Here is a 25,360-nt window from a genome sequence, read left to right as displayed (position 1 = left end):
CCTTCTAAGAGCGCTTGATCTTGGCAGCCTTGTCGGCGTCGTACCACCACAGGCTCGGAAAGCCCGCCACGCCGTATTTCGGCAGCGGATCGGGGCGACTGAAACGGTCCCAGCGGGCGGCGCGTTCGAAGCCGGCGGCGAATTGCGGGACCAGATAGCAATTCCAAAGCAGGACTCGGTCCAGCGCCTTGCAGCTCGCGACCAGGTCGGCGCGGTCCTTGGCGAAGATGATGCGCTCGATCAGGGCATCGACCGCCGGATTCTTGATCCCGGGGCGATTGCGCGAGCCCGGCCGGTCGGCCGAGTCCGATCCGAAGAAGTCGCGCTGCTCGTTGCCCGGCGACAGCGACTGTCCCCATACCGCGGTCGTGATATCGAAGTCGAAACTGCGGATGCGGTTCTGGTACTGCACGCTGTCGACCGTGCGGATCGACACCGTGATGCCGAGCCGCTCGAGATAGGGCTTGTAGAACAGCACGCCACGCTCGTCGCCCGGGTCGCCGCACAGGAATTCGACGCTGACCGGCTTGCCCGAGGGATCGATCAGCTTGCGATCGCGATTCTCGAAGCCCGCTTCCTTGAGCAGGCGCGCGGCTTCACGCAGATTGGCGCGCGCCGCCTCCTCGGTGCCGCCAACCGGATTCTTGTATGGCGTCGTGAACAGCTCGGCAGGCACCTTGTCGCGCAGCGGTTCGAGGATCTGCAGCTCGGCACCTTCCGGGATGCCGGTCGCCATGAACTCGGGAATCCCGTCGAAATAGCTGTTGTCGCGATGGTAGTCGCCGTTCGAGAGCAGCCGGTCCGAGGTCTCCCAGTCATAGGCGAGGTTGAAGGCGCGGCGGACCCTGATGTCGGTGAACAGCGGACGGCGCAGATTGAACGCGTAGCCCTGCATCCGTCCCGAGCTCGAATTGGTGAACTTCTCCTTCAGCACGCGCTTGTCGGCCACCGCCGGGAAATCATAGGCGGTCGACCATTGCTTGCCGCTGCGTTCGGCGAACCAGTCGAGCTGGTCCGCCTTGAAGGCTTCGCGCCCGACCGTATCGTCGCGGAAGAATTCGAACCGCATCTGCTCGAAATTGTTCTGCCCGACATTGACCGGGAGGTCCTTGCCCCAATAGTCGGCGACGCGCTCCAGCGTGACCGAACGACTGGCAATGAATTCCTTGATTCGATAGGGCCCGGACCCCAGCGGAATCTCCAGCGTCGTCGCAGTGATGTCGCGCTTGTTGCCCTGCGCATCGTTTGCTTCCCACCAATGCCTGGGCAGCACCGGCACTTCGCCCGCGATGCTTGGAAGCTCGCGATTTCCGGGCGCGTCGAACGTGAATTTGACATCGCGTTCGCCGGTCTTTTCGCATTTGACGATATGCCGATAATACGCGTTGTACATCGGGCTGTTGGTCTTGAAGGCATCGAACGAGAAGATCACGTCCTCGGGCGTCACCGGCTTGCCGTCGTGCCAGCGTGCCGCCGCGCGCAGCCGATAGATCACGTAGGAAAAATCATCGGGATAGGCGGCCGTCTCCGCCAGCAACCCATAGGCGGTCGAAGGCTCGTCCAGCGATCGTGTGGTCAGGGTTTCGATGATCTGCGTCGCAGCGCCGGCAAGCGAGCCCTTCACGCCCTGGATGACGAGATTGAAATTGTCGAACGTGCCGAGCTCGAACAGCCGAATCACGCCGGCTTTCGGCGCCTCCGGATTGACGTAGTCGTAACGCTTGAAGTCGGCGGGATATTTGACATCGCCGAACGTCGAGAGCGCGTGACGCCATTTCAGCCCGCCGGGGGCGTCCTCCGCGTGGGCCCCTGATATGACCGATGCGGCGGGGGCAAGACCAAGCGCCGGAGCCATCGCGGCGTAGGCGCTACCTTGGAGAAGATGTCGTCGGGTGATCGCCAATGCAGAATTCCTGTTGCTGTGCACGCCTCGCTAGATGGGACTCAATATAAGGCAACGGTTCGACAAATTACGTTGCTTTTTCCTCATGATAGCCGTTGGGGAACAATTCCGCTGCGGCCAAACGCCACGATAACAAGCCCGCGACCGCCAAACGGTTTCCCACATACGAAAACGGCCAGGCATTGCCTGGCCGTCAATCTGCATATGATCGCAGGACAAATCGTTACTTCGAAGCGGTCGGGAGCGGAGCCGGGTGCTCCGAGTTCGAATTCAGATAGGCGATGATGTCGGCGCGCTCGCTGTCCTTCGGAACGCCGGCGAAGCCCATCGCGGTGCCCGGGATGAAGCCCTTGGGATTGGCCAGGAACTTGTTGAGGTCGTCGAAGGTCCAGGTGCCGCCCTTGCTCTTCATCGCGGCCGAGAAGTTGAAGCCGCGGCCTTCGCCGCGGGGCTCGTTGACGATACCGTAGAGGTTCGGACCGACGCGGTTGGGGCCGCCCTTCTCGAAGGTGTGGCAGGCCTGGCACTTCTTGGCGGCCGCGGCGCCCTTCTCGGCGGAGGCGGTCTGCAGCAGCTTCTCGATCGGCTCCGACTGCGCGGCTGCGGCCTCGCCGCCACCGCCATGGGTCTCTTCCTTCACCGCGATCTCAAAACCCGGCTTCTCCGGCATCTTGGCCGAAAACACCGATCCGGCGGTAAAGCTCATCACCAGGACGACGATGCAGGTGCCGAGAACCGCACCGAGGATTTTGTTGAGTTCGAAGGAGTCCATTTCGGTCAGGCTCCGGGCCTTGAATGTCGACTTCAGGCCGGGAATACGGCCGCGGGGAAAGACCCGGGAATCGACCTTTCGTGCCTCCCCCAGGCAGGGTTGAGATATCGGTTTGCCCGCGCTCTGGCAACCCGTATAAACGCGCCGAATTCAACCTCCTCCCCGGCAATTTCCGCAAGCCGGACGGGCCCCGAACCGAATGACCGATCCCCGTACCTTGGTGCTGATTCCGGCCCGCATGGCCGCCACCCGACTGCCCGGAAAACCGCTGCTCGACATCGCAGGCCAGCCGATGATCGTCCATGTGCTGCGGCGGGCCGAGGCGGCCGGGATCGGCCGGGTCGCGGTCGCAACCGACACGGCCGAGATCGCAACCGCGGTGCGGGCGGCGGGCGGCGAGGTGGTGATGACCCGCTCCGACCATCCCTCCGGCTCAGACCGGATCCATGAAGCGATGATGACCCTCGACCCGGGCGGCCGTACCGAGATCGTGGTCAATCTGCAGGGCGATTTCCCGACCATCACGCCGGAGACCATCCGCAGCGTGATGCCGGCGCTCGACGACGCCGCCGTGGATATCTCGACCCTGGCCTCGCGGATTCACAGCGAGGAGGAGGACCGGGCGTCCAGCGTGGTCAAGGCGGTCGGGTCCCCGATCGGCGCCAACCGGTTGCGCGCGCTGTATTTCACCCGCGCCACCGCGCCCCACGGCGACGGGCCGCGCTACCACCATATCGGCCTCTATGCCTATCGCCGCGCCGCGCTGGAGCGGTTCGTCAAGTTGCCGCCCTCGCCGCTGGAGCTGCAGGAGAAACTCGAGCAGCTGCGCGCGCTGGAGGCCGGGATGCGGATCGACGTCACCATCGTCGACAGCGTCCCACGCGGAGTCGACACCGCGGCCGACCTCGAAACCGCCCGCAGAATACTTTCCAAGGCCTGAGCGGGTGCTAAAAGGCCCCGCAGGAAAGAACCGATGACAAAGAAGCTGAAAATCGCGTTCCAGGGCGAGCCTGGCGCCAATTCCCATATCGCGATCGTCGAGGCCTATCCCGACGCCGAGCCCATGCCGTGCCCGACCTTCGAGGACGCGCTGGCCGCGATCTCGTCGGGCGAGGCCGATCTCGGCATGATCCCGATCGAGAATTCGGTCGCCGGCCGCGTCGCCGACATCCATCATCTGCTGCCGGCGTCGGGCCTGTTCATCGTCGGTGAATGGTTCTTGCCGATCCGCCACCAGCTGATGGCGCTCAAGGGCGTCAAGCTCGCCGACATCAAGAGCGTGGAAAGCCATGTCCAGGCGCTCGGCCAGTGCCGGCGCACCATCCGCAAGCTCGGCATCAAGCCGATCGTCGCCGGCGACACCGCCGGCAGCGCCCGCGATGTCTCCGAACGCGGCGACCGCACCGTGGCGGCGATCGCCTCGCGCCTTGCCGCTAATATCTATGGCCTCGAGATTCTCGCCGAGGATATCGAGGACGAGGCCCACAACACCACCCGCTTCGTGGTGCTGGCGCGCGAGGCCAAATGGGCCGCGCAGGGTTCGGGGCCGCTGGTCACCAGTTTTGTGTTCCGGGTGCGCAATCTGCCCGCCGCGCTCTACAAGGCGCTGGGCGGCTTTGCCACCAACGGTGTCAACATGACCAAGCTCGAAAGCTACATGGTCGACGGCAATTTCTTCGCCACGCAATTCTATGCCGATGTCGACGGTCATCCGGATGACCGCGGACTCGCCTTCGCACTGGAGGAACTGAAATTCTTCTCGCGCGAATTCCGCATCCTCGGCGTCTATCCCGGCAACCCGTTCCGCGCGACCTTCAGCGAAACGCAGGACTGACGCCGTCATTCCGGGGCGATGCCTAGCATCGAACCCGGAATCTCGAGATTCCGGGTCTGGTCCTGCGGACCATCCCGGAATGACGGCCTCATGCGGCGCCCCTCTTCACAAGCCCGAATGCCTCCGCAAGCAGGCTGTAGGACCTCTTCCGCGCCGCGTGGTCATACACCGCGGTGATCACCATCAGCTCGTCCGCCTGGGTCGCCGCGATCAGCGGCTCGAGCTTCGCCATCACGGTTGCCGGGCTGCCGACGAACAGCCGGGCGCGATTGCGTGCGATCGAGGCGCGCTCAGCGTCGGTGTAGGGATAGGCCTCGGCTTCCTCGATGCTCGGCAGCGGCAGATATTGGCCGCGGTCGCGGCGCAGCCGGTTGAGATCCATCGATAGCGCCAGCCGCTCGGCATCCGCATCGGTCTCCGCCGTCACCACGGCGACCGCGAGGATCGATTGCGGCGTCGCCCGCCAGCCGGACGGCTTGAAATGCGCGCGATAATTGGTCATCGCCGCGATCGCATCGTACGTGGCGAAATGATGCGCGAACGCGAACCCCATCCCGACCTGGGCGGCGAGCTCGGCGGAATAGTCGCTCGAGCCGAGCAGCCAGATCGGCGGCAGCGGCGAATCATCCGGCATCGCCACCACATTGGTGTAGGGATGGCCGGCCGGAAAATCGCGCGTCTCCCACAAGGTCAATTCGTGCAATCGTTCGAGGAAATCGTCGCCCTCGCGGCGATCGAGCCGGCTGCGCAGCGCATAGGCGGTGGCACCATCGGTGCCGGGCGCGCGGCCGAGGCCGAGGTCGATGCGGCCGGGAAACAGCGCCTCCAGCATCTTGAAGCGCTCGGCGACGACAAGCGGCGCATGGTTGGGCAGCATCACGCCGCCGGAGCCGACGCGAATATGCTGCGTCACCGCCGCGATCTGCCCGATCATCACATCGGGCGCCGGGCTCGCGACCGAGGCGAGGTTGTGGTGCTCGGCGAGCCAATAGCGGACATAGCCGAGAGCATCGACATGGCGCGCCAGATCGATGCTGTTGCGGAGCGCCGCGGCGGGCTTGGTGCCGGTGGTAACGACGGAGAGGTCGAGGACGGACAGCGGGATCATGGCCGACAACCTAGTGTGAGGTCAGGAGGCGACAAAGTCCCCGGCCGCGCAGAGCAGTCCCGCACCCGAGGGCCGGAAGAGGCTGCAGCAGTGCATTGGGACAAGATAAGACGATTCGTTGACATACTCCGTTGCCCACATTCCATTCTAGCGGCGCGCATATCGCCGGCACAGGACTTAATCCATATAAATCAATATGCTATCTATCTGATTTGGCTGACGGCTCGTCGCCCACCACACGTGCCCCTTAGCCATTTTTTCTCATTTCCTTGCCAACAATGGGCAATTTCCCATATCGAATGGGCTGTTTCAGCCCACCGGTTTCGCTTATCTTGGGGCCTCCATATCCAGGCCGGATGTCTGCCCTCCAGTTGCGGAGCCCTTGCGTATCATGACCGAGACCATTTCCTCCGTGCCGAACGGCCAGCGCGCCCCGAGGGCGCCGAAAATCTCCTTCGAGTTCTTCCCGCCGAAGACCGAGGAGATGGAGCGCAATCTGTGGGAGACCATCAATCGCCTTGCGCCGCTGACGCCGAACTTCGTCTCGGTCACCTACGGCGCCGGCGGCTCGACCCGCGAGCGCACCCATTCGACCATCAGCCGCATCCTGCGCGAGACCGATCTGCTGCCGGCCGCGCATCTGACCTGCGTGAGCGCCTCGCGCAGCGAGATCGACGAGATCGTCGACCGCTACCATGAGGTCGGCGTCCGCCACATCGTGGCGCTCCGCGGCGATCCGCCCGGCGGCATCGGCACGCCCTACTTCACCCATCCCGACGGCTACCAGAGCTCGGCCGAGCTCGTCGCCGGGATCAAGCGCCGCCACGCCGACATCGAGATCTCGGTGTCCGCCTATCCGGAGAAGCATCCGGAAGCCGCCGATTTCGACGCCGACATCGACACGCTGAGGGCCAAGGTCGACGCCGGTGCGACGCGCGCGATCACCCAGGTGTTCTTCGACAACGACCTTTATCATCGCTACGTCGACCGGGTGCGGGCACGCGGCATCGAGATTCCGATCGTGCCGGGCATCATGCCGATGCACAATTTCAAGCAGGCGCGCAATTTCGTCACCCGCGCCGGCACCAGCGTGCCGGACTGGCTCGCCGAGAAGTTCGAAGGCCTCGACCACGACGCCGAGACCCGCAAGCTGGTCGCGGCCACCGTTGCCGCCGGCCAGGTGCAGAAGCTGTTCAAGCACGGCGTCGACACCTTCCACTTCTACACCATGAACCGCGCGGACCTCGTGTTCGCGATCAGCCACCTGCTCGGCATCCGGCCGAACGGTGCCCAGAAAGCTGCCTGATCCATGACCATTCCTGTTTCTGCGAAGCGAACCGCTTTGCTCGCGGCTGCCCGCGAGCGCATCCTGGTGCTCGACGGCGCCATGGGCACGATGATCCAGGGCCTGCAATTCGACGAGGCCGCCTTCCGCGGCGCGCGCTTTGCGGAATTCCATCGCGACATCAAGGGCAACAACGATCTCCTGATCCTGACCCAGCCCGAGGCGATCACCGACATCCACGCCGCTTATCTGCGCGCCGGCGCCGACATCGTTGCGACCAACACCTTCTCCTCGACCTCGATCGCGCAGGCCGACTACGACATGTCGGACCTCGCCTATGAGATGAACCTGCAAGGCGCTCGCCTCGCGCGCATCGCAGCGGAGCGGGTCAGCGCCGAGGACGGCAAGCCGCGCTTCGTCGCCGGCGCGCTCGGCCCGACCAACCGCACCGCCTCGATCTCGCCCGACGTCTCCAATCCCGGCTATCGCGCGGTGACCTTCGACGATCTGCGCAGGGCCTATGGCGAACAGGCCAAGGGCCTGCTCGACGGCGGCGCCGACCTGCTGCTGGTCGAGACCATCTTCGACACGCTGAACGCCAAGGCTGCGCTGTATGCGATCGCCGAGATCATCGAGGAGCGCGTCATCGACGTGCCGGTGATGGTTTCCGGCACCATCACCGACAAGTCCGGCCGCCTGCTCTCCGGCCAACTGCCGGAAGCGTTCTGGCATTCGGTTCGGCACGCCAGGCCGATCACCATCGGCTTCAACTGCGCGCTCGGCGCAGAAGATTTGCGCGCGCATATCGCCGATATCGGCCGCGTCGCCGACACGCTGGTGTGCGCCTATCCGAACGCCGGCCTGCCCAACGAATTCGGCCAGTATGACGAGACGCCGGACTACATGGCGCGGTTGATCGGCGAGTTCGCCGCCGCCGGCCTCGTCAACATTGTCGGCGGCTGCTGCGGCACCACGCCCGACCATATCGCGGCGATCGCCAGGGCCGTCGCCCCGCACAAACCGCGCGTGGTGCCCGAGATCGAGCGGCGGCTCAAGCTGTCCGGCCTCGAGCCGTTCACGCTGACCGATGCGATCCCGTTCGTGAATGTCGGCGAGCGCACCAACGTCACCGGCTCGGCCCGCTTCCGCAAGCTGATCACCGCGGGCGACTATACCGCGGCGCTTCAGGTCGCGCGCGACCAGGTCGAGAACGGCGCCCAGGTGATCGACGTCAACATGGACGAGGGCCTCCTGGACTCCGAGAGCGCGATGGTGACGTTCCTCAACCTCGTCGCCGCCGAGCCCGACATCGCGCGCGTGCCCGTGATGGTCGATTCCTCGAAATTCCACGTCATCGAGGCCGGCCTGAAGTGCATCCAGGGCAAGCCGATCGTGAACTCGATCTCGCTGAAGGAAGGCGAGGAGAAGTTCATCCACGAGGCGACGGTGGCCAAGCGCCACGGTGCGGCCGTGGTGGTGATGGCGTTCGACGAGACCGGCCAGGCCGACACGTTCAAGCGCAAGACCGAGATCAGCAAGCGCGCCTACGACATTCTGGTCGGCCGGCTCGACTTCCCGCCCGAGGACATCATCTTCGATCCGAACATCTTCGCGATCGCGACCGGCCTTGAGGAGCACAACAATTACGGCGTCGACTTCATCGAGGCGACACGCTGGATCCGGCAGAACCTGCCCGGCGCCCACATCTCCGGCGGCGTCTCCAACCTGTCGTTCTCGTTCCGCGGCAACGAGCCGGTGCGCGAGGCGATGCACTCGGTGTTCCTGTATCACGCGATCCATGCCGGCATGGACATGGGTATCGTCAATGCCGGGCAGATGATCGTCTATGACGACATCGACCCCGAACTGCGCCAGACCTGCGAGGACGTGATCCTCAACCGCGATCCCGGTGCGTCGGAACGGCTGCTGGCGCTTGCCGAGAAATTCCGCGGCAAGGAGAAGCAGACCAAGGAGCAGGATCTCGCCTGGCGCGAATGGCCGGTCGAGAAGCGGCTGTCCCACGCCCTGGTGCACGGCATCACCGAATTCATCGAGCAGGACACCGAAGCGGCCCGCCAGAACGCCTCCCGTCCGCTCGACGTCATCGAGGGGCCGCTGATGGCCGGCATGAACGTGGTCGGCGACCTCTTCGGCGACGGCAAGATGTTCCTGCCGCAGGTCGTGAAGTCGGCGCGCGTGATGAAGCAGGCGGTCGCCTATCTAATGCCGTTCATGGAGGAGGAGAAGGCGCGCAACCTCGCCAATGGCATCACCGGCGGCCGCAACGCCGCAGGCAAGATCGTGCTCGCGACCGTCAAGGGCGACGTCCACGACATCGGCAAGAACATCGTCGGCATCGTGCTCCAGTGCAACAATTTCGAGGTCATCGACCTCGGTGTCATGGTGCCCGCCAACAAGATCATCGAGACCGCCAAGGCCGAAGGCGCCGACATCATCGGCCTGTCCGGCCTGATCACGCCCTCGCTCGACGAGATGAGCTTCCTCGCCGGCGAACTGGAACGGCAGGGTATGAACGTGCCGCTCTTGATCGGCGGCGCGACGACGAGCCGCGTGCATACCGCCGTGAAGATCGACCCGAACTATCCGGGCGGCCCGGTCGTGCATGTCAATGATGCCAGCCGCGCGGTCGGCGTCGCCTCCTCGCTGCTGTCGGCCGAGAAGAAGCAGGCCTACGCCGCCGAGGTGCGCGCGGAATACGCGAAGATCTCGTCGGCGCATTTCCGCTCCCAGGCCGACAAGAAGCGGCTGAAGCTCGCTGAAGCGCGCGCCAACAAGGTTGCGATCGACTTCGCCGCCGCACCGCCGAAGCAGCCGGCCTTCTTCGGCCTGAAGAGCTTTGACACCTACGATCTCGCCGAGCTCGCGGACTACATCGACTGGACGCCGTTCTTCCAGACCTGGGAGCTGACCGGCCGCTTCCCGGCGATCCTCGACGATCCCAAGGTCGGCGAGGTCGCGCGCTCGCTCTATGCCGACGCGCGCAAGATGCTCGACAAGATCATCGCGGAGAAGTGGTTCACCGCGCGCGCCACCATTGGCTTCTGGCCGGCGAATGCGGTCGGCGACGATGTCGAGGTCTATGCCGACGAGACGCGGAAGCAAAAGATCGCGACCTTCCACACGCTGCGCCAACAGCTCGAGAAGCGCGAGGGCCGCTTCAACGCCGCGCTGTCCGACTTCGTCGCGCCAAAGGACACCGGCGTGCCCGACTATATCGGCGGCTTCGTCGTCACCGCGGGGATCGGCGAGGATGCGGTCGCCGACCGCTTCAAGAACGCCAATGACGACTACTCCTCGATCCTGTGCAAGGCGCTGGCCGATCGTCTGGCCGAGGCCTTTGCCGAGCGCATGCACCAGCGTGTGCGCAAGGAGTTCTGGGGCTATGCGCCGGACGAGACGTTCTCGGCCGACGAACTGATCCTCGAGAAGTATGACGGCATCCGCCCGGCGCCCGGCTATCCGGCGCAACCCGACCACACCGAGAAGCGGACGCTGTTCGCGCTGCTCGACGCGGAGAATACCGCCGGCGTGAAGCTGACCGAGAGCTTTGCGATGTGGCCGGGCTCGTCGGTCTCGGGCCTATATTTCTCGCATCCCGAGAGCTTCTATTTCGGCGTCGGCAAGATCGAGCGCGACCAGGTCGAGGACTATGCCGCGCGCAAGGCCATGACGGTCGCCGAGGTCGAGCGCTGGCTGGCGCCTGTCTTGAACTACATCCCCTCGCAGGACGGCGCCAAGGGCCAGCCGATCGCACCCGCCGCAACGCCAGCCAACGACGCCGAGCTGGCCTCGCATCCGCAGGGCTGCACCTGTGCCGTGCATCTGGCCTGGCGCAAGAAGAAGGTCGGCGCGGGCTAGGCATCGACGATGGCGTAGCCCGGATGCAGCGAAGCGCAATCCGGGATAGACTGCGACGGAACGACGACCGGTCCTGGATTTTCGCTTGCGCTTCATCCGGGCTACGAGCCGCCTCGTTGAGGGCAGAGAGAAATTCCCGATGCAGTTCTTCTCCTTCTGGCGATCGCTGGCGAGCTTTCGGGTGCGGATTGCGCTCAACCTCAAGGGCGTGCCGGCCGACATCGTGTTCGTCGACATCGATGCCGACGCGCACCGCGCCGACGCCTATCGCAAGATCAATCCGCAGATGGCGCTGCCGGCGCTGGTGACCGACGACGGCGCCGTGCTGTTCCAGTCGCTCGCGATCATCGACTATCTCGACGAGACTTTTCCGACCCCGCCGCTGCTGCCGTCCGATCCGCGCGGCCGCGCCCGGGTGCGCGGACTTGCGCTGATCGTCGCCTGCGAAGGCCATCCGCTGCTGACCCCGCGGGTGCGCCGCTATCTCGACCGCGAGCTCGACCTGCGCGACAGCCAGCAATCTGCCTGGCGGCGGCACTGGACGGTCGAGACGCTGGCGGCGCTCGAAGGCCACCTCGCCGGCCACAAGGCGACCGGCCGGTTCTGCCACGGCGACACGCCGACCGTCGCCGATATCTGCCTGGTCGGCCATGTCACCGCGGCGATCAACCAGCAGATCAGCCTGTCGCCCTGGCCGACCGTAAAACGCATCCACGACACCGCGATGGCGCTGCCGGCGTTCGCCACGGCACATCCGTCAGCGCAGCCCGATACGCCGGAGGCGATGCAGGTGAAGGCGACGTAAGGAATCTCCCCATCGCCGTCCTGGCGAAAGCCATAAAAGCCCCGTTCGGTGATGAACGGGATAGTGGCCCCAGCGTCGGGTCACAATTGAGATTTGGGGTAATGGGCTTTCGCCAGGACGACGATGAGGATCGATCTCGATTCGAGATGTCAAACACGCGGTGTCATCACCCGCGAAAGCGGATGATCCAGTATTCCAGAGACAGCAGTACCTGAACCGAGACGCCGCGGCGTACTGGATCGCCCGGTCGAGCCGGGCGATGACAGTTGAGGATTAAAGACATCGCTTCGCAGCGTGCTGCTATCGCCCGGCTTCGCTCTCCATCGTCCTGCGAAACCGCTCCCGCACTGTCCGTGCAATCGCGGCCGGTGCCTCGTCGGGAATCGCGAAGCACGAGCTGGCGTTGATTTCGCAGAGCACGTAAGTGTCGGCACCATCAGCATCGCGCGGGCCGTAGAGGAAATCCGCATCCCAGATCACCGGCAGCGATGCTTCATCGATCGTCAGCGTCGCCATCATTTGCGGAATCCATTCGTCCTCCATCAAGCGCCGCAATGCCTGGAATTGCGCGGCATCAGGACCGTCCATGATGCGCGGCCCGGGCTGGGCTTGCGGTGAATCAGGGCCTTCCGGAGGCGGCGGGATCAACGCCTTGATCAATTGATGCCCGAAGCCCGCGACCTTCGATCCGCTGACATAGCAGCGGATCATGCCTTCGGGCAGGCGCGGTTGGAACGGCTGGTCGATGATGCAGCCGCCCCAGCCGAAATACTGATCGCAGCGCGCCATGAACGCCTCCAGCGGCAGCTGCTCAGGCTGGCTGCCGCGCAGCGCATGCAGCACGCGAACGGTCGCATCCGCATCCGGCGAAGCCTCCACTTTCCAGACGCCCTGCCCGCCATTGCCACGGTTCTGCTTGAGCACACGCGGCCCGGACGTGCGAAGCCGCGACGGGAATTCGGCACGGAAGACGTCCGCGCTGGCGTATCGATGCGTGTCGGCGCCCCAGCCCAGATGACGCGTGCGATAAAGCACGTCCTTGACGCCCATCTTCAGGATGACATCGGGATGCGCGCTGACCCATGGGCGTTTCGCTGCGACCTCGCGCAGCAGCGGATCGAGGGCCGCGCGCGTCTTGCCCTGATGGATCGGATCGACCCAGACGAGGACGCCGTCCATGGTCAGCAATTGGTCGCGGACGAGATCGGCGAAGGTCTCGTCATAGACGACGGGAATCGCCTCGATACCGGAGGCGGCAAGCGCCTCGAAGACACGGACGAAGCGGCTGTTCTGCGGCGTCGCCTCGCGGCGCGTCACGGCATCGCCACGCCACAGGATCGCGATTCTGGAACGAGGAGATGTGTGCTGTTCGGTGTCCATATGGAAGCTCCACGACGGTTGAAGTCGCGCAGAGCTTGGACCGAAGTCTCACGGGGAGTCTGCCTGGTCCCCTCAAGGGCGACTCTAGACCACTTCGCGCCGGTTTCAAGATCGACGTGAGATCACGCCATGACCCCATGCACCCCCAGCCATCCCGTGTAGAGGCCGACCAGCACGATCAGCGCGGCCGACACGTAGGGTGCGCGCCGTGCGAAGCGGCCGAAGCCGCCCCAATGACGCTCGACATGACGGAGACTGAGCGCGGCCGCAATCCCGACCGAGACCATGGTCAGCGCAAGCCCGATGCCGAAGCAGAGCACCAGCACGAAGCCGAGGCTGAACTGCTTCAGTTGAAGACAGAGCAGCAACACGGTGATCGCCGCCGGACAGGGAATCAGCCCGCCGGTCAGGCCGAACAGGATGATCTGCCATGTCGTGACGGTGCGTCCGGCAAAGCGCTTGCGTATGTCAGCGGCATGCGCGAGGGCATGCGCATCGGCTCCGTCCTCTCCGAGGTCCATGTGCGCATGGTCATGCTCCTTGAACAGGACTTCCGCCGTCTCCGCCCGCACCGAGATGCGCGCCTTGAATTCATGCGGCTCCGGAATCTCATCGATGCTTTCGAGATAGTCGCCCTGGCCGGCGAAGCGAAAACACTGCTCGCTGCCGTCGGGGCGGATCGTCATGACACTGACCTCGCCGGCCGCCGGCAGCGTGCCGGCCTCGCTGCGCAGCCGCCAGCGCGGCGGCACGCCGTTCTCGAAGACCTCGAGCGACAGCGATTGTCCGGCCAGGATCAATGGGCGGGTTTCGTCGTGATGGTGGTGATGATCGTGATCGGCAGTCTGCTCTCGCCAGGTCCGCCACGCCATCCAGGCGGCGATCGCGATGATGATCGCAGCCGACACCAGTTGCAGCCAGGCTTCGCTGCGCTCGCCGGACCATTGCTGGCCGAAATGCAACCCGGCGAGCGCGACGATCCAGACGATCGCGGTATGCGAGATCGTCGCCGCCAGGCCGAGCAGCACCGCCTGCACCACCGTGCCGCGGATCGCGATGATGAAGGCCGCCATCATCGTCTTGGAGTGGCCGGGCTCAAGCCCGTGCAGCGCGCCGAGCAGGATCGCGCTGGGGATGAACAGCCATGCATGCGCGCTGCTTTGCTGCAGCAGCTGGGACAGATCGGCCATTTGCTTCACTTCAGGCTGGGCGTCACTTCAAATAGGTACGAACCACGTCGATCAGGTCGGCAGCGCCCTGCGCCTTCTCGGGATCCTTTTCCAGGGCAGGGTCCACCACGTGATGGCGGATGTGATCTTCGAGCAATTCCGCGGTGAGCCCGTTGATGGCGCCGCGTACCGAGGCCACCAGCATCAATACGTCGGCACAGCCGATCTCGGACTCCAGCGCCCGCTCGACGGCCTCGAGCTGCCCCTTGATGCGGCGAACCCGGCCGACGAGCTTGGACTTGTGCTTGATCGTGTGCGACATCAAAATAATATAGGGGGGTACCCTATATTAGTCAACATTGTTGTCGACCGACGCGGCGGCATGCGTGACGCAGCAGCGGATATTTGAGCGCCGACATGTTCCTGTCGCAAACGGTGAAATCTTGGTGATGCGTTGATCCAGCAGAGCTGGTTGACAGCAACCGGCATTGGTCTTCTATTGATGGCACGGGGATGTGCGATCTCCCCGCGAGGCGACATGCCCAAGAATCGCGTCCTGTTCACCAAGGGCGCAGCATGTCATCTTACACATCGATCTCATCCGAAAAATTGTCTCGTCTCATCGGCACCACCAGGGCACCGGTGCTCGTCGACGTTCGCCTCGATGAGGATTTCGCCGCCGACCCGCGCCTGATCCCGGGCGCCATTCGGCACTCCCATCTCGACGTCCAGGATTGGGCGTCCGGCCTCAGTGGCCAATCCGTTGTCGTCGTCTGCCAGAAGGGGCAGAAGCTTGCCGAAGGCACCGCTGCCTGGCTCCGCTGCGGCAACATTGCTGCCGAGATTCTCGAGGGCGGCCATCTCGGCTGGCGACAGGCGGAACTCCCAACCGTTCCCGCCAACAGGATTCCGAAACGCGACGGGCGCGGCCGCACCGTCTGGGTGACGCGGTCGCGGCCGAAGATCGATCGCATCGCCTGTCCATGGCTGATCCGCCGCTTTGTCGATCCGGCGGCCGTGTTCCTGTTCGTCACATCAGCGGAAGTCGAGGCCGTCGCCGAACGATTCGAGGCCACGCCGTTCGACATCGAGAACGTGTTCTGGAGCCATCGCGGCGAGCGTTGCACCTTCGACGTGATGGTCGAGGAGTTCGGCCTGTCGACGCCGGCGCTGGAGCGGCTCGCGACAATGGTGCGGGCCGCCGACACTGCGCGGCTTGATCTCTCGCCGGAGGCGCCCGGCCTGCTCGCGGCCTCGCTCGGCTTGTCGCGCATGTTCGACGACGACCTCGAACAGTTGAGCGCCGGCATGCTGCTCTACGACGCGTTCTATCGCTGGTGCCGCGACGCGACCAGGGAGACGCACAATTGGCCGACCAGCAAGGTGAAGCCATGACGGACGTCGCAACGACACCGAAGGCGCACGGACAAGAGCACGCGCACGGCATCTCGTTCAACGACGCGCTGCTGGTCTGGATGCGGGTCGCTATCCTGAGCTTTGGCGGACCGGCAGGCCAGATCGCGGTGATGCATCGCATCTTGGTCGAGGAGAAGAACTGGATATCGGAGGGGCGTTTCCTGCACGCCCTCAACTACTGCATGCTGCTGCCGGGGCCGGAGGCGCAGCAGCTGGCGACCTATATCGGCTGGCTGCTGCATCGGACGCTCGGCGGCATCGTTTCCGGCGGGCTGTTCATCCTGCCCGGCATCTTCGCCATCATGGGCCTCAGCTATATCTATGCGGCCTATGGCAATGTCGGGTTTGTCGAGGCGCTGTTCTTCGGCCTGAAGGCCGCCGTGCTTGCCATCGTCATCCAGGCGGTGGTGCGGGTCGGCAAACGCGCGCTGCGCAACCGGGTGATGATCGCGCTCGCGGCGATCGCCTTTGTCGCGATCTTTTTCTTCGCCGTGCCGTTTCCGCTGATCATCGGCGCCGCGGCCCTCACCGGGCTAATCGGCGCCCGGCTGGGCCGGCCGGAATTTGCGGCCATCGAACATGGCGGCAAGAGCTCGGCTGCCATCGACAGCATGCTCGGCGAGGCGGTGCCGGATCATGTCCGTCCCAACGCATCGCGCACGCTGCGGGTCGGCGCCGTCTGGCTCGCGCTCTGGCTGGTTCCGGTGTTCGCCCTGCTGATCGTCCTGGGACCGGGCGACGTGTTCACGCAGATCGCGATCTTCTTCAGCAAGATGGCGATGGTGACGTTCGGCGGCGCCTATGCCGTGCTCGCGTATGTCGCGCAACAGGGCGCGGAATACTATCACTGGGTCAGCCCGCGCGAGATGCTTGATGGCCTCGGCATGGCCGAGACCACGCCCGGCCCGCTGATCATGGTGGTGCAGTTCGTGGGCTTCATGGCCGCGTTCCGCGAGGCAAGCGGGCTGTCGCCGATGCTGGCTGCCACGCTTGGCGGACTGCTCGCGACGTGGGTGACGTTCACGCCGTGCTTCCTGTGGATATTCGTCGGCGCGCCCTACATCGAGGCGCTGCGCGGCAACAAGGCGCTGGCGGGCGCGTTGTCGGCGATCACCGCCGCCGTGGTCGGCGTGATCCTCAACCTGTCGATCTGGTTCGCGCTGCATACGCTGTTTCGGCAAACCGTCCCGGTGCACGAGTTCGGCCTATCGTTCGACGCGCCGGTGCCGGCGAGCATCGACTGGCCGGCGCTTGCGCTGGCGGCGGCGGCGGCGATCGCGATATTCCGCTTCAATGTGGGGATGCTCAGCGTCCTTGCCGCGTCCTGCGTCACGGGCGTGCTGCTGCGGCTGGCAGACATCATCTGAGCCGGGCAGCGCGCGTCACAAGCACCTGGGGCAGTACAACACAACCAGGAGACCAGACATGCAGAAGCAGAAGCTCTCTCACCTGATCTTTGCGCTCGCGATCGCGGGCACCGTCATGCCCGCACACGCCCTGACCCAGGACGAACTGGTCGCGAAACTCCAGGCCGCCGGCTACGCCAATGTCAGCGACGTCAGGTCGACGGCCGAAGGCCTGACGGCGAAAGCGATGAAGAACGGCAAGCCCGTGCGGCTGGTGATCGACAGCAGCGGCCAGGTCAAAGAGCAGAACTAGACCCCATCTCCGCGCGGCACACATCAAGACCCAAGCAATGGAGTGAAATCATGAGGACAACAACTGCGGTCCTGTGCCTCGCCGTCCTCTGGACAGGTGCAGCGCTTGCGGCACCAGCCGACGACAGTGAGCAACAGCAAGCGGCCGTCGCATTGCAGTCGGCGATGATGCTTCCGTCGGCAACCGAGACGCTGCGAGGCATCGTCGACAGCGTCGACGAACGCAACGACACGCTGCTGATTCGCGTGTCTACGGACAAGACCGAAACGTTCAAGGTTCAGGACGGCCTGATCTTCAATGCCGTCCGCTTCGGCGATCCCGTCGAGATCTCGGTGCAGACCATCGGGGGATTCCGAACCATCGTCGGGCTCTCGAAGGAATAGAGCGGGCAGCCTGAAGCAACAAATGCGGGTTCAAAGGAGTAATCCAATGCGAAACACAATCTCCGCGCTGATCGGCGTCAGCGCCTGCGTCTTTGCCTCCAGCGGAAGCGCGCAAAAGATCGACTGGCAGATATTCACCGAGCCATTCGTCGCCTCGGCGCACGCCCAAGGCATCGACTGGCATAAGGTCGACGACACCCTGGGCAGGAAGCCGGCCGTCTCCGGCGACGTTCATCGCTACGGCTTTCCGCGGACCGACCTCACGGTGACGCTCAACGGCGTCACCATCAAGCCGGCGCTGGCGCTCGGCGGATGGGTCGCCTTCAAGCCCATGCATGACGGCGTCATGGCGATGGGCGACCTTGTGCTGCTCGAATCCGAGATCAATCCCGTCATGCTGAAGATGATCGGCAACGGCCTGCAGATCACGGCCGTGCACAATCATTTGCTCGGCGCGAGCCCGGCCACCTTCTACATGCATGTCGCCGGCCACGGCGATCCGGTGAAGATCGCCGGCGCGATCCGGGATGCGCTCGCCGAAAGCAAGACGCCGCTCACGGCCGCGGCGCCGGCAACACCGCCACCGGCCGTCGATCTCGACACCGCGCAGCTCGACCAGATCATCGGCGCCAAGGGCCAGACCAATGGTGGCGTCTATCAGTTCAACGTGGCCCGGCGCGATCCGGTCACCGAAGGAGGCATGCCGTTGGCGCCGGTCGGCCCGATGGGCGTTGCGATCGCCATCAACTTCCAGCCGACCGGCGGCAGCAAGGCGGCGATCACCGGCGATTTCGTGCTGACCAACGACGAGGTGAACCCGGTGATCACAGCGCTGCGAACCCACGGCATCGAGGTCACCGCACTGCACAGCCACATGCTAGATGAACAGCCGCGCCTGTTCTTTATGCATTTCTGGGCCAATGACGACGCCATCAAGCTTGCCAAGGGCCTGCGCGCCGCGCTCGACAAGACGGCAAGCACCAGGAGCTGAAGGCGGGCAGGCCCCGGCTCATGCATGGAACCGGCTTGCGACCCTCGTTATTGTCGTGGCCGCAAGTCCCCATGCATGGAGCCGGTAAGTGCTGAAACTGTACAGGTCGGTGAGCTCTGATTGGCAGGGCATCGGCGCCGAATTGCCGCCCGACATCATCTGGATCGATCTGCTCGATCCCACCGCGGATGAAAAGCAGTTCGTCGAGCGCATGCTCGACATTCGCATCCCCACCGAGGAATCATTGGGCCAGATAGAGGCGTCCAGCCGTCTTGTGACCGATCATGACCGGCTCTATCTGAGCTCGCCGGCGGTGCGGCTCGACCAGAACAACGAGGCCGAGATCACCAATATCGGCTTCGTGATCGGCCCCAAGGTGCTGGTCACGGTTCGCTTTGCGCCGCTCGCCACCTTCGACGAGGTGATGAAGCGGATCGACACCGACAAAAGCCTGCAGAACGGCATGTGCGTGTTCACCGCGCTACTCGAGGCCATGATCGATCGCGGCGCCGACGTGCTGGAGCAGCTTGGCGCGAAGACCGACCGACTGTCGCGCGCCGTGTTCAAGGGCGGACTGGTGCGGAGCAAGCGGCCGGTGCGCTCCAGCCGCCGGCTGCGCGAGGCATTGGAGAATATCGGCGCGCTGGCCGATCGCCTGGCCAAGGCGCGCGACGTGCTGCTCGGGGTCGGCCGGATCGCGAGTTTCGCCGACGATGTCGGCAACGAATGGATCACCGCGGCATCGAAGCGGCGGCTCGAGGCGGTCTCCAAGGATGTGGCGTCGCTGGGTGACTACGAGACCAGGCTGTCGGACAAAATCCAGCTGTTGCTGGACGCCGTGCTCGGCTTCATCAACATCCAGCAGAACGACCTGTTCAAGATCCTGACCATCGTCTCCGTGGTCGGCGTTCCCCCGACCATCCTGGTCGGGGTCTGGGGCATGAATTTCAAGGTTATGCCGGAGCTCGGCTGGACCTTCGGTTATCCGCTGGCCTGCGCCGCGATCATCGCCAGCGGCATCCTGCCGGTGCTCTGGTTCAAGCGGCATGGCTGGTTCGACTAGTGGACAAGCGAAGTTGAAACACCGCTGCACTATCGGCGTTGAGAAGGCGCCTGCGGCGCTCTAGATCAGGACGTCCTCTGCCCGCGCCCGCGGCGCTGTCATCCCCCAACGAAGAGTTCTGCCTATGCGACCCCACATCATCTGCCACATGGGCACGTCGATCGACGGGCGGCTTCATCCCAGCCGCTTCACCAAGGCCGCCGCCGGTATCCCGGCCGACGTGCTGCGCTCCCATTACGAAAGAATCCATGATGGCTTCAATGCCGACGGCTGGATCATCGGCCGCGTCACCATGAACGAGATGGCCAAGGGATCGGAGCGGCACATCGCCAACCCGCCGAAGCTGCCGCGCGGGCCACATCTTGCCAACCGCGCCGGCCGCAAGCTTGCCATCGGCATCGATCCGTCGGGCCGGGTGCATTTCGGCAAGGACAATGTCGGCGGCGACCATGCGGTCGCGGTGCTCGGCGAGCAGGTTTCCGACGCGCATCTGGCCGAGCTGCGCGAGGACGGCGCGTCCTACATCTTTGCCGGCCCGAGGGGCGACGACCTGCCGGGCGCGATGGCGCAATGTGCCGCGCTGTTCGGCGCCAAGACGCTGCTGCTCGAAGGCGGCGGCGGCATCAATGGCGCCTTCCTGAAGCACGGGCTGATCGACGAATTCAGCACGCTGATTCATCCGGCGGTCGACGGCGTCGCCGGATCGCAATGCATCGTCGACTATCACGGTCCAGACGGCGACCGGCCGGGCGCCGGGCAGTCACTGCGGCTGACGCATTGCGAGACGCTGGAAGGCGGCATGGTCTGGCTGCGTCACGCCGTGGAGCGCGCGCCGGGCTGAACGCTGCTATTGCTTGGGATTCTCCACCCAGCCGCTTCTGCATCCGGCAACGAAGAACGCGACGCCGCGCGCGACATGCTCGTCGATCTCGGGGTCGAGTGCTTTCAGGTCGACTTCGTACAGAGCCCGCATCAGCATCGGCACCGCGATGATGTCGAGGAACAGGCGCGCCGTGGTCGGCAGCTGCTCCGGCGCGAAGGCCGGCAACTTGCCGAGCTCGTCGGATTGCGTCAGGTCGCGCAGCAGGTGAATTCCGAGCTCGGTGGCGAGCGCGCGCGCCCTGCGATTGACGGTGGCGGCGAGATCCGGGAAGCGATGCGCCTCCGCGATAGCAAGCCGCATCAGGCCGATCCGGTCGGCGTCGAGCCCCCAATGCAGCAGGGTCGAGGCGACGCTGGTGAGGCGCTCCTCCACCGTCACGCCAAGCGGCGCGTCCGCCTTGAACTCCGCGATACGTGACAGGATGTCCCGCGTCACCACCTCGGTGAACAGCGCCCGCTTGTCCTGGAAGCGCGCATAGATCGTGCGCTTGCCGGAGCGCGCGACGTCCGCGATCTCATCGATGCTGGCGCCTTCGAAGCCACGCTGCAGGAAGACCTTGCGCGCCGCATCGAGGATACGCGCATCGACCTCGCCGGCGAGCTCCTTCGGCGGCCGGCCAGCACGGACCTCGACCGGCCTCGCCTTCCTCGCCGCCACTTTCGTGTTGGGCGCCCGCGGCATCTTCAGTGTGCTGGTGGTCATCGCCTTGACCCGGGTTCCATGAGCCGGTTCGGCCGGCAACATCAGGCAATATAGGCCCATCACATCTAGTTGTAAATAGAACGGCACAGTTCCGTTTCCATTGACGTTGCACTGCAGCGGGACTAAATGCCGCACAGAACGGAACGGTATCGTTCCCTTCTGCGAAGGCCGTGCAGACCTCGCTCAACTGCAGGAGCAGCCATCATGTTCGAAGACACTGTGTTGGAGCGCGACCAACAGGGGCACCAAGGTATCGAGGGCGCGCCCTCCCGCGATCCCGACAGTTCAGAGTTGACCGCGCGGGCTCCCGCGCAGGAGCGGCCGGTGGCGAAGGAGCCCGCCCCGCCGGCAACGATCCCGCCGGAGGCCGCGCCGAAGAAGCGCGGCTTGCTGCGCCGCCGTCCGGTCGTCTCCGCAATCGGCGCCGTGCTGCTCGCCGCCACGTTCGGCGGCGCCTATCTCTACATGGACTACACCGAGCATTTCGAATCCACCGACGACGCCTTCATCGCGGCGCGGCAGTCCGCGCTGGCGCCGAAGATCTCCGGCTACATCACCGCGGTGCCGGTCACCGACAACCAGCATGTCGCGGCCGGCGACGTGATCGCCCGGCTCGACGACCGTGACTATCGCGTGGCGCTGGCGCAGGCCGAGGCGCAGGTCGCCGCCGCGCAGGCCAGCATCGAGAATGTCGATGCGCAGCTCGACGTGCAGCAGGCGCAGATCGCGGCCAACCAGGCCCAGGTGGATCAGGCGCAGGCGGCGCTGACCTTCGCGCAACAGCAGGCGACGCGCTACCAGCACCTGGAGCAGACCGGTTACGGTACGGTACAGAATTCCGAGCAGTACACCTCGCAACTGCATCAGCAGCAGGCGTCCCTCTTGAGCGCGCAGGCGACGCTGAACCTCGCACAGCGCCAGGTGGAATCGCTGAAGGCGCAGCGCAAGAGCGCGGTCGCCAACCTCGCCCAGGCCGAGGCGCAGCGCGACCAGGCGAAGCTCAATCTGTCCTACACCACGGTGACCGCGGCGCAGCCGGGCCGCGTCGTCAACCTGTCGGCGGCCGTCGGCCAGTTCGCGCAGGCCGGCACCAACCTGACGATGTTCGTGCCCGACCAGACCTGGGTCACCGCGAACTTCAAGGAGATCCAGCTCGACAAGATGCGCCCGGGCGAGAACGTGACGCTGAAGATCGACGCCTATCCCGGCCGCGCCATCCAGGGCCATGTCGAGAGCCTGCAGCCGGGCTCCGGCACCGCGTTCTCGCTGCTGCCGGCGCAGAACGCCACCGGCAACTACGTCAAGATCGTGCAGCGCGTGCCGGTTAAGATCGTGATGGACAACCCGCCGACCGATGTCGCGCTTGGCCCCGGCATGTCCGTGGTGCCGACCGTGCGGATCAATTCATCGCCGTCGCTGCTCGAGCGGCTTGGCAAGCTCTGATTTCCGGAGGCTGTCATGAGTGCAGCAGCAATCGATGCCAAGAGCCTCCCGGTTCCGAACGTCACGGTCAATCCCTGGCTGATCGCCATCGTGGTCGCGCTCGCGAGCTTCATGGAGGTGCTCGACACGACCATCGCCAACGTCGCGCTGCCCTATATCGCCGGCGGCATGGGCGTCAGCGAGGACGAAGCCTCCTGGGTGGTCACCTCCTATCTGGTGTCCAATGCCATCATCCTGACCGCCTCCAGCTTTCTCGCCAAGATGCTGGGGCGGAAGACGTTCTTCCTGATCTGCCTCGGCATCTTCACGGTCAGTTCGATCCTGTGCGGCTTCGCGCCCAATCTGAACGCGCTGCTGCTGTTCCGGATCCTGCAAGGTCTCGGCGGCGGCGGCATGGTGCCGGTGGCGCAGTCGATCCTGGCGGACGCGTTCCCGCCGGTCAGGCGCGGACAGGCGTTTGCGGTGTTTGGCATCGCCGTGGTGGTGGCGCCGGTGGTCGGCCCGACGCTCGGCGGCTGGCTCTCCGACAATCTGTCCTGGCACTGGTGCTTTCTGATCAACGCACCGGTCGGCCTATTCGCGACTGTCGCGATCGCCATGGTGCTGCAGGAGCCGGCGACCGCGAAAGCCAACACTGCGAAGGCCGACAGCGAGCCGCAGCGGGACAACGGCTTCGACGTCATCGGCTTCGCGCTGGTGGCGACCTTCCTCGGCGCACTCGAGGTGACGCTTGACCGCGGCCTGGAGGACGACTGGTTCGGATCGTCCTTCATCATCACGTCGGCGGCGATCTGCGCCACCGCTTTCGTGCTGATGATCCCGTGGGAGATGACCCGCCGCAATCCGATGATCGATTTGCGGATGGTCGCCAGCCGGCAGTTCGGTGCCTGCTTCCTGGTGATGCTGGCGACCGGCGCCATCCTGCTCGCGACCACCCAGTTCCTGCCGCAGCTGGTGCAGCAGGATTTCGGCTATACCGCGACCTGGGCCGGCCTCGTGCTCTCGCCCGGCGGCGTGGTCACCATGCTGATGATGTTCGCGGTCGGCCGGCTCGCCTCCAGGGTGCAGCCGAAATATCTGATCATCGCCGGTGCGCTGGTGATCGCGGCCTCGATGTACAGCATGACCAATGTGTACGGCGATCTCGGATTCTGGTTCATGGCGCGCTCGCGCATGCTGATCGGCGTCGGCCTGCCGCTGATCTTCATTCCGATCATGACGGCGTCCTATGACGGCATTCCCGCCGGAAAGACCGACCAGGCCTCCGCCCTGATCAACGCGGCGCGCAACACCGGCGGTTCGATCGGCGTCTCGCTCGTCTCCAACGTGCTGACGCACCGCGAGCAATTCCACCAGAGCCGGTTGGTCGAGCAGGTGATGCCGTCGAGCCCGCAATACCAGGACACGCTGCAGCAGGTCACCGACTACTTCGTCGCCCAGGGCAACGCGCTGGCGCAGGCACATCAACAGGCGATCCAGTGGATCGGCCAGCAGGTGCAGACCCAAGCCTCGTTCCTGTCCTACATGGACGCGTTCTGGGTGCTGATGCTGATCGCGCTGTCGGCGATCCCGCTGGCGCTGACCCTGCGCAAGGTCAAGCTTGGCGGCCCCGCTCCCGTCGGTCACTGACGAAGAGCAGAGGTCAGCTGCACGACGCCCGCGCCGGGGATCGGCGCGGGCGTATCGCTTCGGATCGTCTCGATAGAGGTCAAATGCCGCTCGTGGCGGCAACGATCGTGTCCCTCAGCCAGCGGTGTGCCGGCAGATCGTCGAAGCGGCGGTGCCAGCTCATCACGCTCTGCAGCTTCGATGCATCGAACGGCAGGTCCCGCATCTCGATCGGATAGGCACGGCGGAATTCGAGCGCGAGCTTGCGGCCGAGGATCGCCACCATGTTCGATTGCACCAGGACAGCGCCGGCGGACAGATACGGCACATCGGAGGCGATGGTACGCTCGGCCTTGCGCGCCCGCAGCCAGGCATCGATGAAATCCAGATCCTCGCCGCTGGAGGTAATTGCAAGATGCGGCAGCTCGACCAGCGTCTCGCCGGTCAGCTTCTTGCGCAACGCCGGATGACCGGCCCGGAGCACCGCAACGAAGCGATCCTCGATCAACCGGCGGGATGCAAAGCGCTCGCCGTCCATCGCGCGCGACGAGATCGCAAGATCGAGCTCGCCGCGATCGAGCCGGTCGGCGAGATTGAGCGTCCCGCTCGGCACCAGCGTCAGGCGTACTTTGGGAGCCTGCGCGCGCACCGCCGCGATAATCGCGCCGGCCACGACCACTGCGGCGTAATTGTTGACGGCAATGGCAAAGCGCCGCTCCGCCTGCGCCGGATCGAAGCGATCCCCTTCGACTGCGAGCTGCAGCTCGCTCAGCGCCTTGCGGACCGGCAGCGCGAGGGCTTCCGCCCGCGGCGTCGGCAGCATGCCGGATGGCGTGCGGACGAACAGCTGGTCTTTCAGCGCGTGACGCAGCCGGTTCAGCGCGTGGCTCACGGCGGGCTGGCTGATCGCAAGCGCGCCGGCCGCGCGCACCACGCTGCGCTCGCGCATGACAGCGTCGAACACCAGCAGCAGATTGAGGTCGAGATTGCGCATCCGCATGGCCGCATCATGAACAATATGAATTAGCAGATAAAGACAATTCATTTGAATAATAACAGGCCAAGCTCCAGCTTCTG

22 protein-coding genes are annotated in these 25,360 nt (G+C 65.0%); 14 read left to right on the top strand and 8 right to left on the bottom strand.

Annotated features, from left to right (window positions below):
* Positions 1–4 precede the first annotated feature (4 nt).
* On the bottom strand, positions 5–1,903 hold the full coding sequence (locus ACVINW_RS15180; protein ID WP_456752048.1) for an extracellular solute-binding protein: 1,899 nt from the start codon (positions 1,901–1,903) through the stop codon (positions 5–7).
* A 223-nt stretch (positions 1,904–2,126) separates the two neighbouring features.
* Positions 2,127–2,675 (bottom strand): c-type cytochrome, encoded by a 549-nt coding sequence (locus ACVINW_RS15175; protein ID WP_456752047.1) that lies wholly within the window; start codon positions 2,673–2,675, stop codon positions 2,127–2,129.
* A 199-nt stretch (positions 2,676–2,874) separates the two neighbouring features.
* Between ACVINW_RS15175 and ACVINW_RS15170 the strand changes: the two genes are divergently transcribed.
* Both ACVINW_RS15170 and ACVINW_RS15165 read left to right on the top strand, forming a co-directional pair.
* Entirely contained in the window at positions 2,875–3,615 is a 741-nt protein-coding gene (locus ACVINW_RS15170) for a 3-deoxy-manno-octulosonate cytidylyltransferase (RefSeq protein ID WP_456752046.1), read from the top strand.
* A gap of 33 nt (positions 3,616–3,648) precedes the next feature.
* Complete coding sequence (locus ACVINW_RS15165; RefSeq protein WP_456752045.1) at positions 3,649–4,509, top strand: prephenate dehydratase; 861 nt, start codon at positions 3,649–3,651, stop codon at positions 4,507–4,509.
* 88 nt (positions 4,510–4,597) lie between these two features.
* On the opposite strand, the gene ACVINW_RS15160 is transcribed toward ACVINW_RS15165, so the two are convergent.
* Complete coding sequence (locus tag ACVINW_RS15160; protein ID WP_456752044.1) at positions 4,598–5,617, bottom strand: LLM class flavin-dependent oxidoreductase; 1,020 nt, start codon at positions 5,615–5,617, stop codon at positions 4,598–4,600.
* A gap of 391 nt (positions 5,618–6,008) precedes the next feature.
* On the opposite strand from ACVINW_RS15160, the gene metF reads away from it, so the two are divergent.
* The 3 genes from metF (at position 6,009) to maiA (ending at position 11,586) form a co-directional block, all read left to right on the top strand.
* Positions 6,009–6,923, top strand: a complete 915-nt coding sequence (gene metF / locus ACVINW_RS15155; RefSeq protein ID WP_456752043.1) for a methylenetetrahydrofolate reductase [NAD(P)H] — start codon at positions 6,009–6,011, stop codon at positions 6,921–6,923.
* Positions 6,924–6,926: 3 nt separating this feature from the next.
* Positions 6,927–10,781: a methionine synthase gene (metH, locus tag ACVINW_RS15150; protein WP_456752042.1), complete on the top strand. Its 3,855-nt coding sequence runs from the start codon at positions 6,927–6,929 to the stop codon at positions 10,779–10,781.
* A 139-nt stretch (positions 10,782–10,920) separates the two neighbouring features.
* The gene (gene maiA / locus ACVINW_RS15145; protein ID WP_456752041.1) at positions 10,921–11,586 is read left to right on the top strand and encodes a maleylacetoacetate isomerase; all 666 of its coding nucleotides are present in this window, start codon (positions 10,921–10,923) and stop codon (positions 11,584–11,586) included.
* Positions 11,587–11,886: 300 nt separating this feature from the next.
* On the opposite strand, the gene ACVINW_RS15140 is transcribed toward maiA, so the two are convergent.
* From ACVINW_RS15140 to ACVINW_RS15130, 3 genes are all read right to left on the bottom strand, one after another.
* Positions 11,887–12,966 carry a Cj0069 family protein gene (locus tag ACVINW_RS15140; RefSeq protein WP_456752040.1) on the bottom strand — a complete coding sequence of 360 codons (1,080 nt, stop codon included), beginning with the start codon at positions 12,964–12,966 and terminating at the stop codon, positions 11,887–11,889.
* A gap of 122 nt (positions 12,967–13,088) precedes the next feature.
* A complete protein-coding gene (locus tag ACVINW_RS15135; RefSeq protein WP_456752039.1) occupies positions 13,089–14,156 on the bottom strand; it encodes a nickel/cobalt efflux transporter in 1,068 nt (355 codons plus the stop codon).
* Positions 14,157–14,178: 22 nt separating this feature from the next.
* A complete protein-coding gene (locus tag ACVINW_RS15130; RefSeq protein ID WP_456752038.1) occupies positions 14,179–14,457 on the bottom strand; it encodes a metal/formaldehyde-sensitive transcriptional repressor in 279 nt (92 codons plus the stop codon).
* A gap of 254 nt (positions 14,458–14,711) precedes the next feature.
* On the opposite strand from ACVINW_RS15130, the gene ACVINW_RS15125 reads away from it, so the two are divergent.
* The 7 genes from ACVINW_RS15125 (at position 14,712) to ACVINW_RS15095 (ending at position 20,488) form a co-directional block, all read left to right on the top strand.
* A complete protein-coding gene (locus ACVINW_RS15125) occupies positions 14,712–15,530 on the top strand; it encodes a chromate resistance protein ChrB domain-containing protein (RefSeq protein ID WP_456752037.1) in 819 nt (272 codons plus the stop codon).
* The gene (gene chrA / locus ACVINW_RS15120) at positions 15,527–16,918 is read left to right on the top strand and encodes a chromate efflux transporter (RefSeq protein WP_456752036.1); all 1,392 of its coding nucleotides are present in this window, start codon (positions 15,527–15,529) and stop codon (positions 16,916–16,918) included. The genes ACVINW_RS15125 and chrA overlap by 4 nt, the downstream gene beginning before the upstream one ends.
* Positions 16,919–16,976: 58 nt before the next feature.
* Positions 16,977–17,210 (top strand): hypothetical protein, encoded by a 234-nt coding sequence (locus ACVINW_RS15115; RefSeq protein ID WP_456752035.1) that lies wholly within the window; start codon positions 16,977–16,979, stop codon positions 17,208–17,210.
* Positions 17,211–17,260: 50 nt separating this feature from the next.
* Entirely contained in the window at positions 17,261–17,593 is a 333-nt protein-coding gene (locus tag ACVINW_RS15110) for a hypothetical protein (RefSeq protein ID WP_456752034.1), read from the top strand.
* Between the two features lie 46 nt (positions 17,594–17,639).
* Complete coding sequence (locus ACVINW_RS15105; RefSeq protein WP_456752033.1) at positions 17,640–18,584, top strand: DUF1259 domain-containing protein; 945 nt, start codon at positions 17,640–17,642, stop codon at positions 18,582–18,584.
* 88 nt (positions 18,585–18,672) lie between these two features.
* On the top strand, positions 18,673–19,647 hold the full coding sequence (locus ACVINW_RS15100; protein ID WP_456752032.1) for a magnesium transporter CorA family protein: 975 nt from the start codon (positions 18,673–18,675) through the stop codon (positions 19,645–19,647).
* 124 nt (positions 19,648–19,771) lie between these two features.
* Positions 19,772–20,488, top strand: coding sequence for a dihydrofolate reductase family protein (locus tag ACVINW_RS15095; protein WP_456752031.1), 717 nt, complete (start codon positions 19,772–19,774; stop codon positions 20,486–20,488).
* A gap of 6 nt (positions 20,489–20,494) precedes the next feature.
* Here the strand turns inward: ACVINW_RS15095 and ACVINW_RS15090 are convergent, their stop codons facing one another.
* On the bottom strand, positions 20,495–21,232 hold the full coding sequence (locus ACVINW_RS15090) for a TetR/AcrR family transcriptional regulator (protein ID WP_456752030.1): 738 nt from the start codon (positions 21,230–21,232) through the stop codon (positions 20,495–20,497).
* Positions 21,233–21,454: 222 nt separating this feature from the next.
* Between ACVINW_RS15090 and ACVINW_RS15085 the strand changes: the two genes are divergently transcribed.
* Both ACVINW_RS15085 and ACVINW_RS15080 read left to right on the top strand, forming a co-directional pair.
* Entirely contained in the window at positions 21,455–22,675 is a 1,221-nt protein-coding gene (locus ACVINW_RS15085; protein ID WP_456756400.1) for an efflux RND transporter periplasmic adaptor subunit, read from the top strand.
* Between the two features lie 15 nt (positions 22,676–22,690).
* A complete protein-coding gene (locus tag ACVINW_RS15080; RefSeq protein ID WP_456752029.1) occupies positions 22,691–24,304 on the top strand; it encodes a DHA2 family efflux MFS transporter permease subunit in 1,614 nt (537 codons plus the stop codon).
* 79 nt (positions 24,305–24,383) lie between these two features.
* On the opposite strand, the gene ACVINW_RS15075 is transcribed toward ACVINW_RS15080, so the two are convergent.
* Positions 24,384–25,283 carry a LysR family transcriptional regulator gene (locus ACVINW_RS15075; protein WP_456752028.1) on the bottom strand — a complete coding sequence of 300 codons (900 nt, stop codon included), beginning with the start codon at positions 25,281–25,283 and terminating at the stop codon, positions 24,384–24,386.
* Positions 25,284–25,360 lie beyond the last annotated feature (77 nt).

It is taken from the genome of Bradyrhizobium sp. USDA 4461 (genome assembly GCF_054055655.1).
The sequence above is the reverse complement of the archived record's forward strand: the minus strand, read 5'-3'. Positions and strand labels throughout refer to the sequence as shown.

What these genes read in the sequence shown, in the direction of transcription:
- ACVINW_RS15175 (WP_456752047.1), bottom strand. Translation starts at nt 2,675, where the DNA reads ATGGACTCCTTCGAACTCAACAAAATCCTCGGTGCGGTTCTCGGCACC.
- ACVINW_RS15170 (WP_456752046.1), top strand. Translation starts at nt 2,875, where the DNA reads ATGACCGATCCCCGTACCTTGGTGCTGATTCCGGCCCGCATGGCCGCC.
- ACVINW_RS15165 (WP_456752045.1), top strand. Translation starts at nt 3,649, where the DNA reads ATGACAAAGAAGCTGAAAATCGCGTTCCAGGGCGAGCCTGGCGCCAAT.
- ACVINW_RS15160 (WP_456752044.1), bottom strand. Translation starts at nt 5,617, where the DNA reads ATGATCCCGCTGTCCGTCCTCGACCTCTCCGTCGTTACCACCGGCACC.
- metF (WP_456752043.1), top strand. Translation starts at nt 6,009, where the DNA reads ATGACCGAGACCATTTCCTCCGTGCCGAACGGCCAGCGCGCCCCGAGG.
- metH (WP_456752042.1), top strand. Translation starts at nt 6,927, where the DNA reads ATGACCATTCCTGTTTCTGCGAAGCGAACCGCTTTGCTCGCGGCTGCC.
- maiA (WP_456752041.1), top strand. Translation starts at nt 10,921, where the DNA reads ATGCAGTTCTTCTCCTTCTGGCGATCGCTGGCGAGCTTTCGGGTGCGG.
- ACVINW_RS15140 (WP_456752040.1), bottom strand. Translation starts at nt 12,966, where the DNA reads ATGGACACCGAACAGCACACATCTCCTCGTTCCAGAATCGCGATCCTG.
- ACVINW_RS15135 (WP_456752039.1), bottom strand. Translation starts at nt 14,156, where the DNA reads ATGGCCGATCTGTCCCAGCTGCTGCAGCAAAGCAGCGCGCATGCATGG.
- ACVINW_RS15130 (WP_456752038.1), bottom strand. Translation starts at nt 14,457, where the DNA reads ATGTCGCACACGATCAAGCACAAGTCCAAGCTCGTCGGCCGGGTTCGC.
- ACVINW_RS15125 (WP_456752037.1), top strand. Translation starts at nt 14,712, where the DNA reads ATGTCATCTTACACATCGATCTCATCCGAAAAATTGTCTCGTCTCATC.
- chrA (WP_456752036.1), top strand. Translation starts at nt 15,527, where the DNA reads ATGACGGACGTCGCAACGACACCGAAGGCGCACGGACAAGAGCACGCG.
- ACVINW_RS15115 (WP_456752035.1), top strand. Translation starts at nt 16,977, where the DNA reads ATGCAGAAGCAGAAGCTCTCTCACCTGATCTTTGCGCTCGCGATCGCG.
- ACVINW_RS15110 (WP_456752034.1), top strand. Translation starts at nt 17,261, where the DNA reads ATGAGGACAACAACTGCGGTCCTGTGCCTCGCCGTCCTCTGGACAGGT.
- ACVINW_RS15105 (WP_456752033.1), top strand. Translation starts at nt 17,640, where the DNA reads ATGCGAAACACAATCTCCGCGCTGATCGGCGTCAGCGCCTGCGTCTTT.
- ACVINW_RS15095 (WP_456752031.1), top strand. Translation starts at nt 19,772, where the DNA reads ATGCGACCCCACATCATCTGCCACATGGGCACGTCGATCGACGGGCGG.
- ACVINW_RS15090 (WP_456752030.1), bottom strand. Translation starts at nt 21,232, where the DNA reads ATGACCACCAGCACACTGAAGATGCCGCGGGCGCCCAACACGAAAGTG.
- ACVINW_RS15080 (WP_456752029.1), top strand. Translation starts at nt 22,691, where the DNA reads ATGAGTGCAGCAGCAATCGATGCCAAGAGCCTCCCGGTTCCGAACGTC.
- ACVINW_RS15075 (WP_456752028.1), bottom strand. Translation starts at nt 25,283, where the DNA reads ATGCGGATGCGCAATCTCGACCTCAATCTGCTGCTGGTGTTCGACGCT.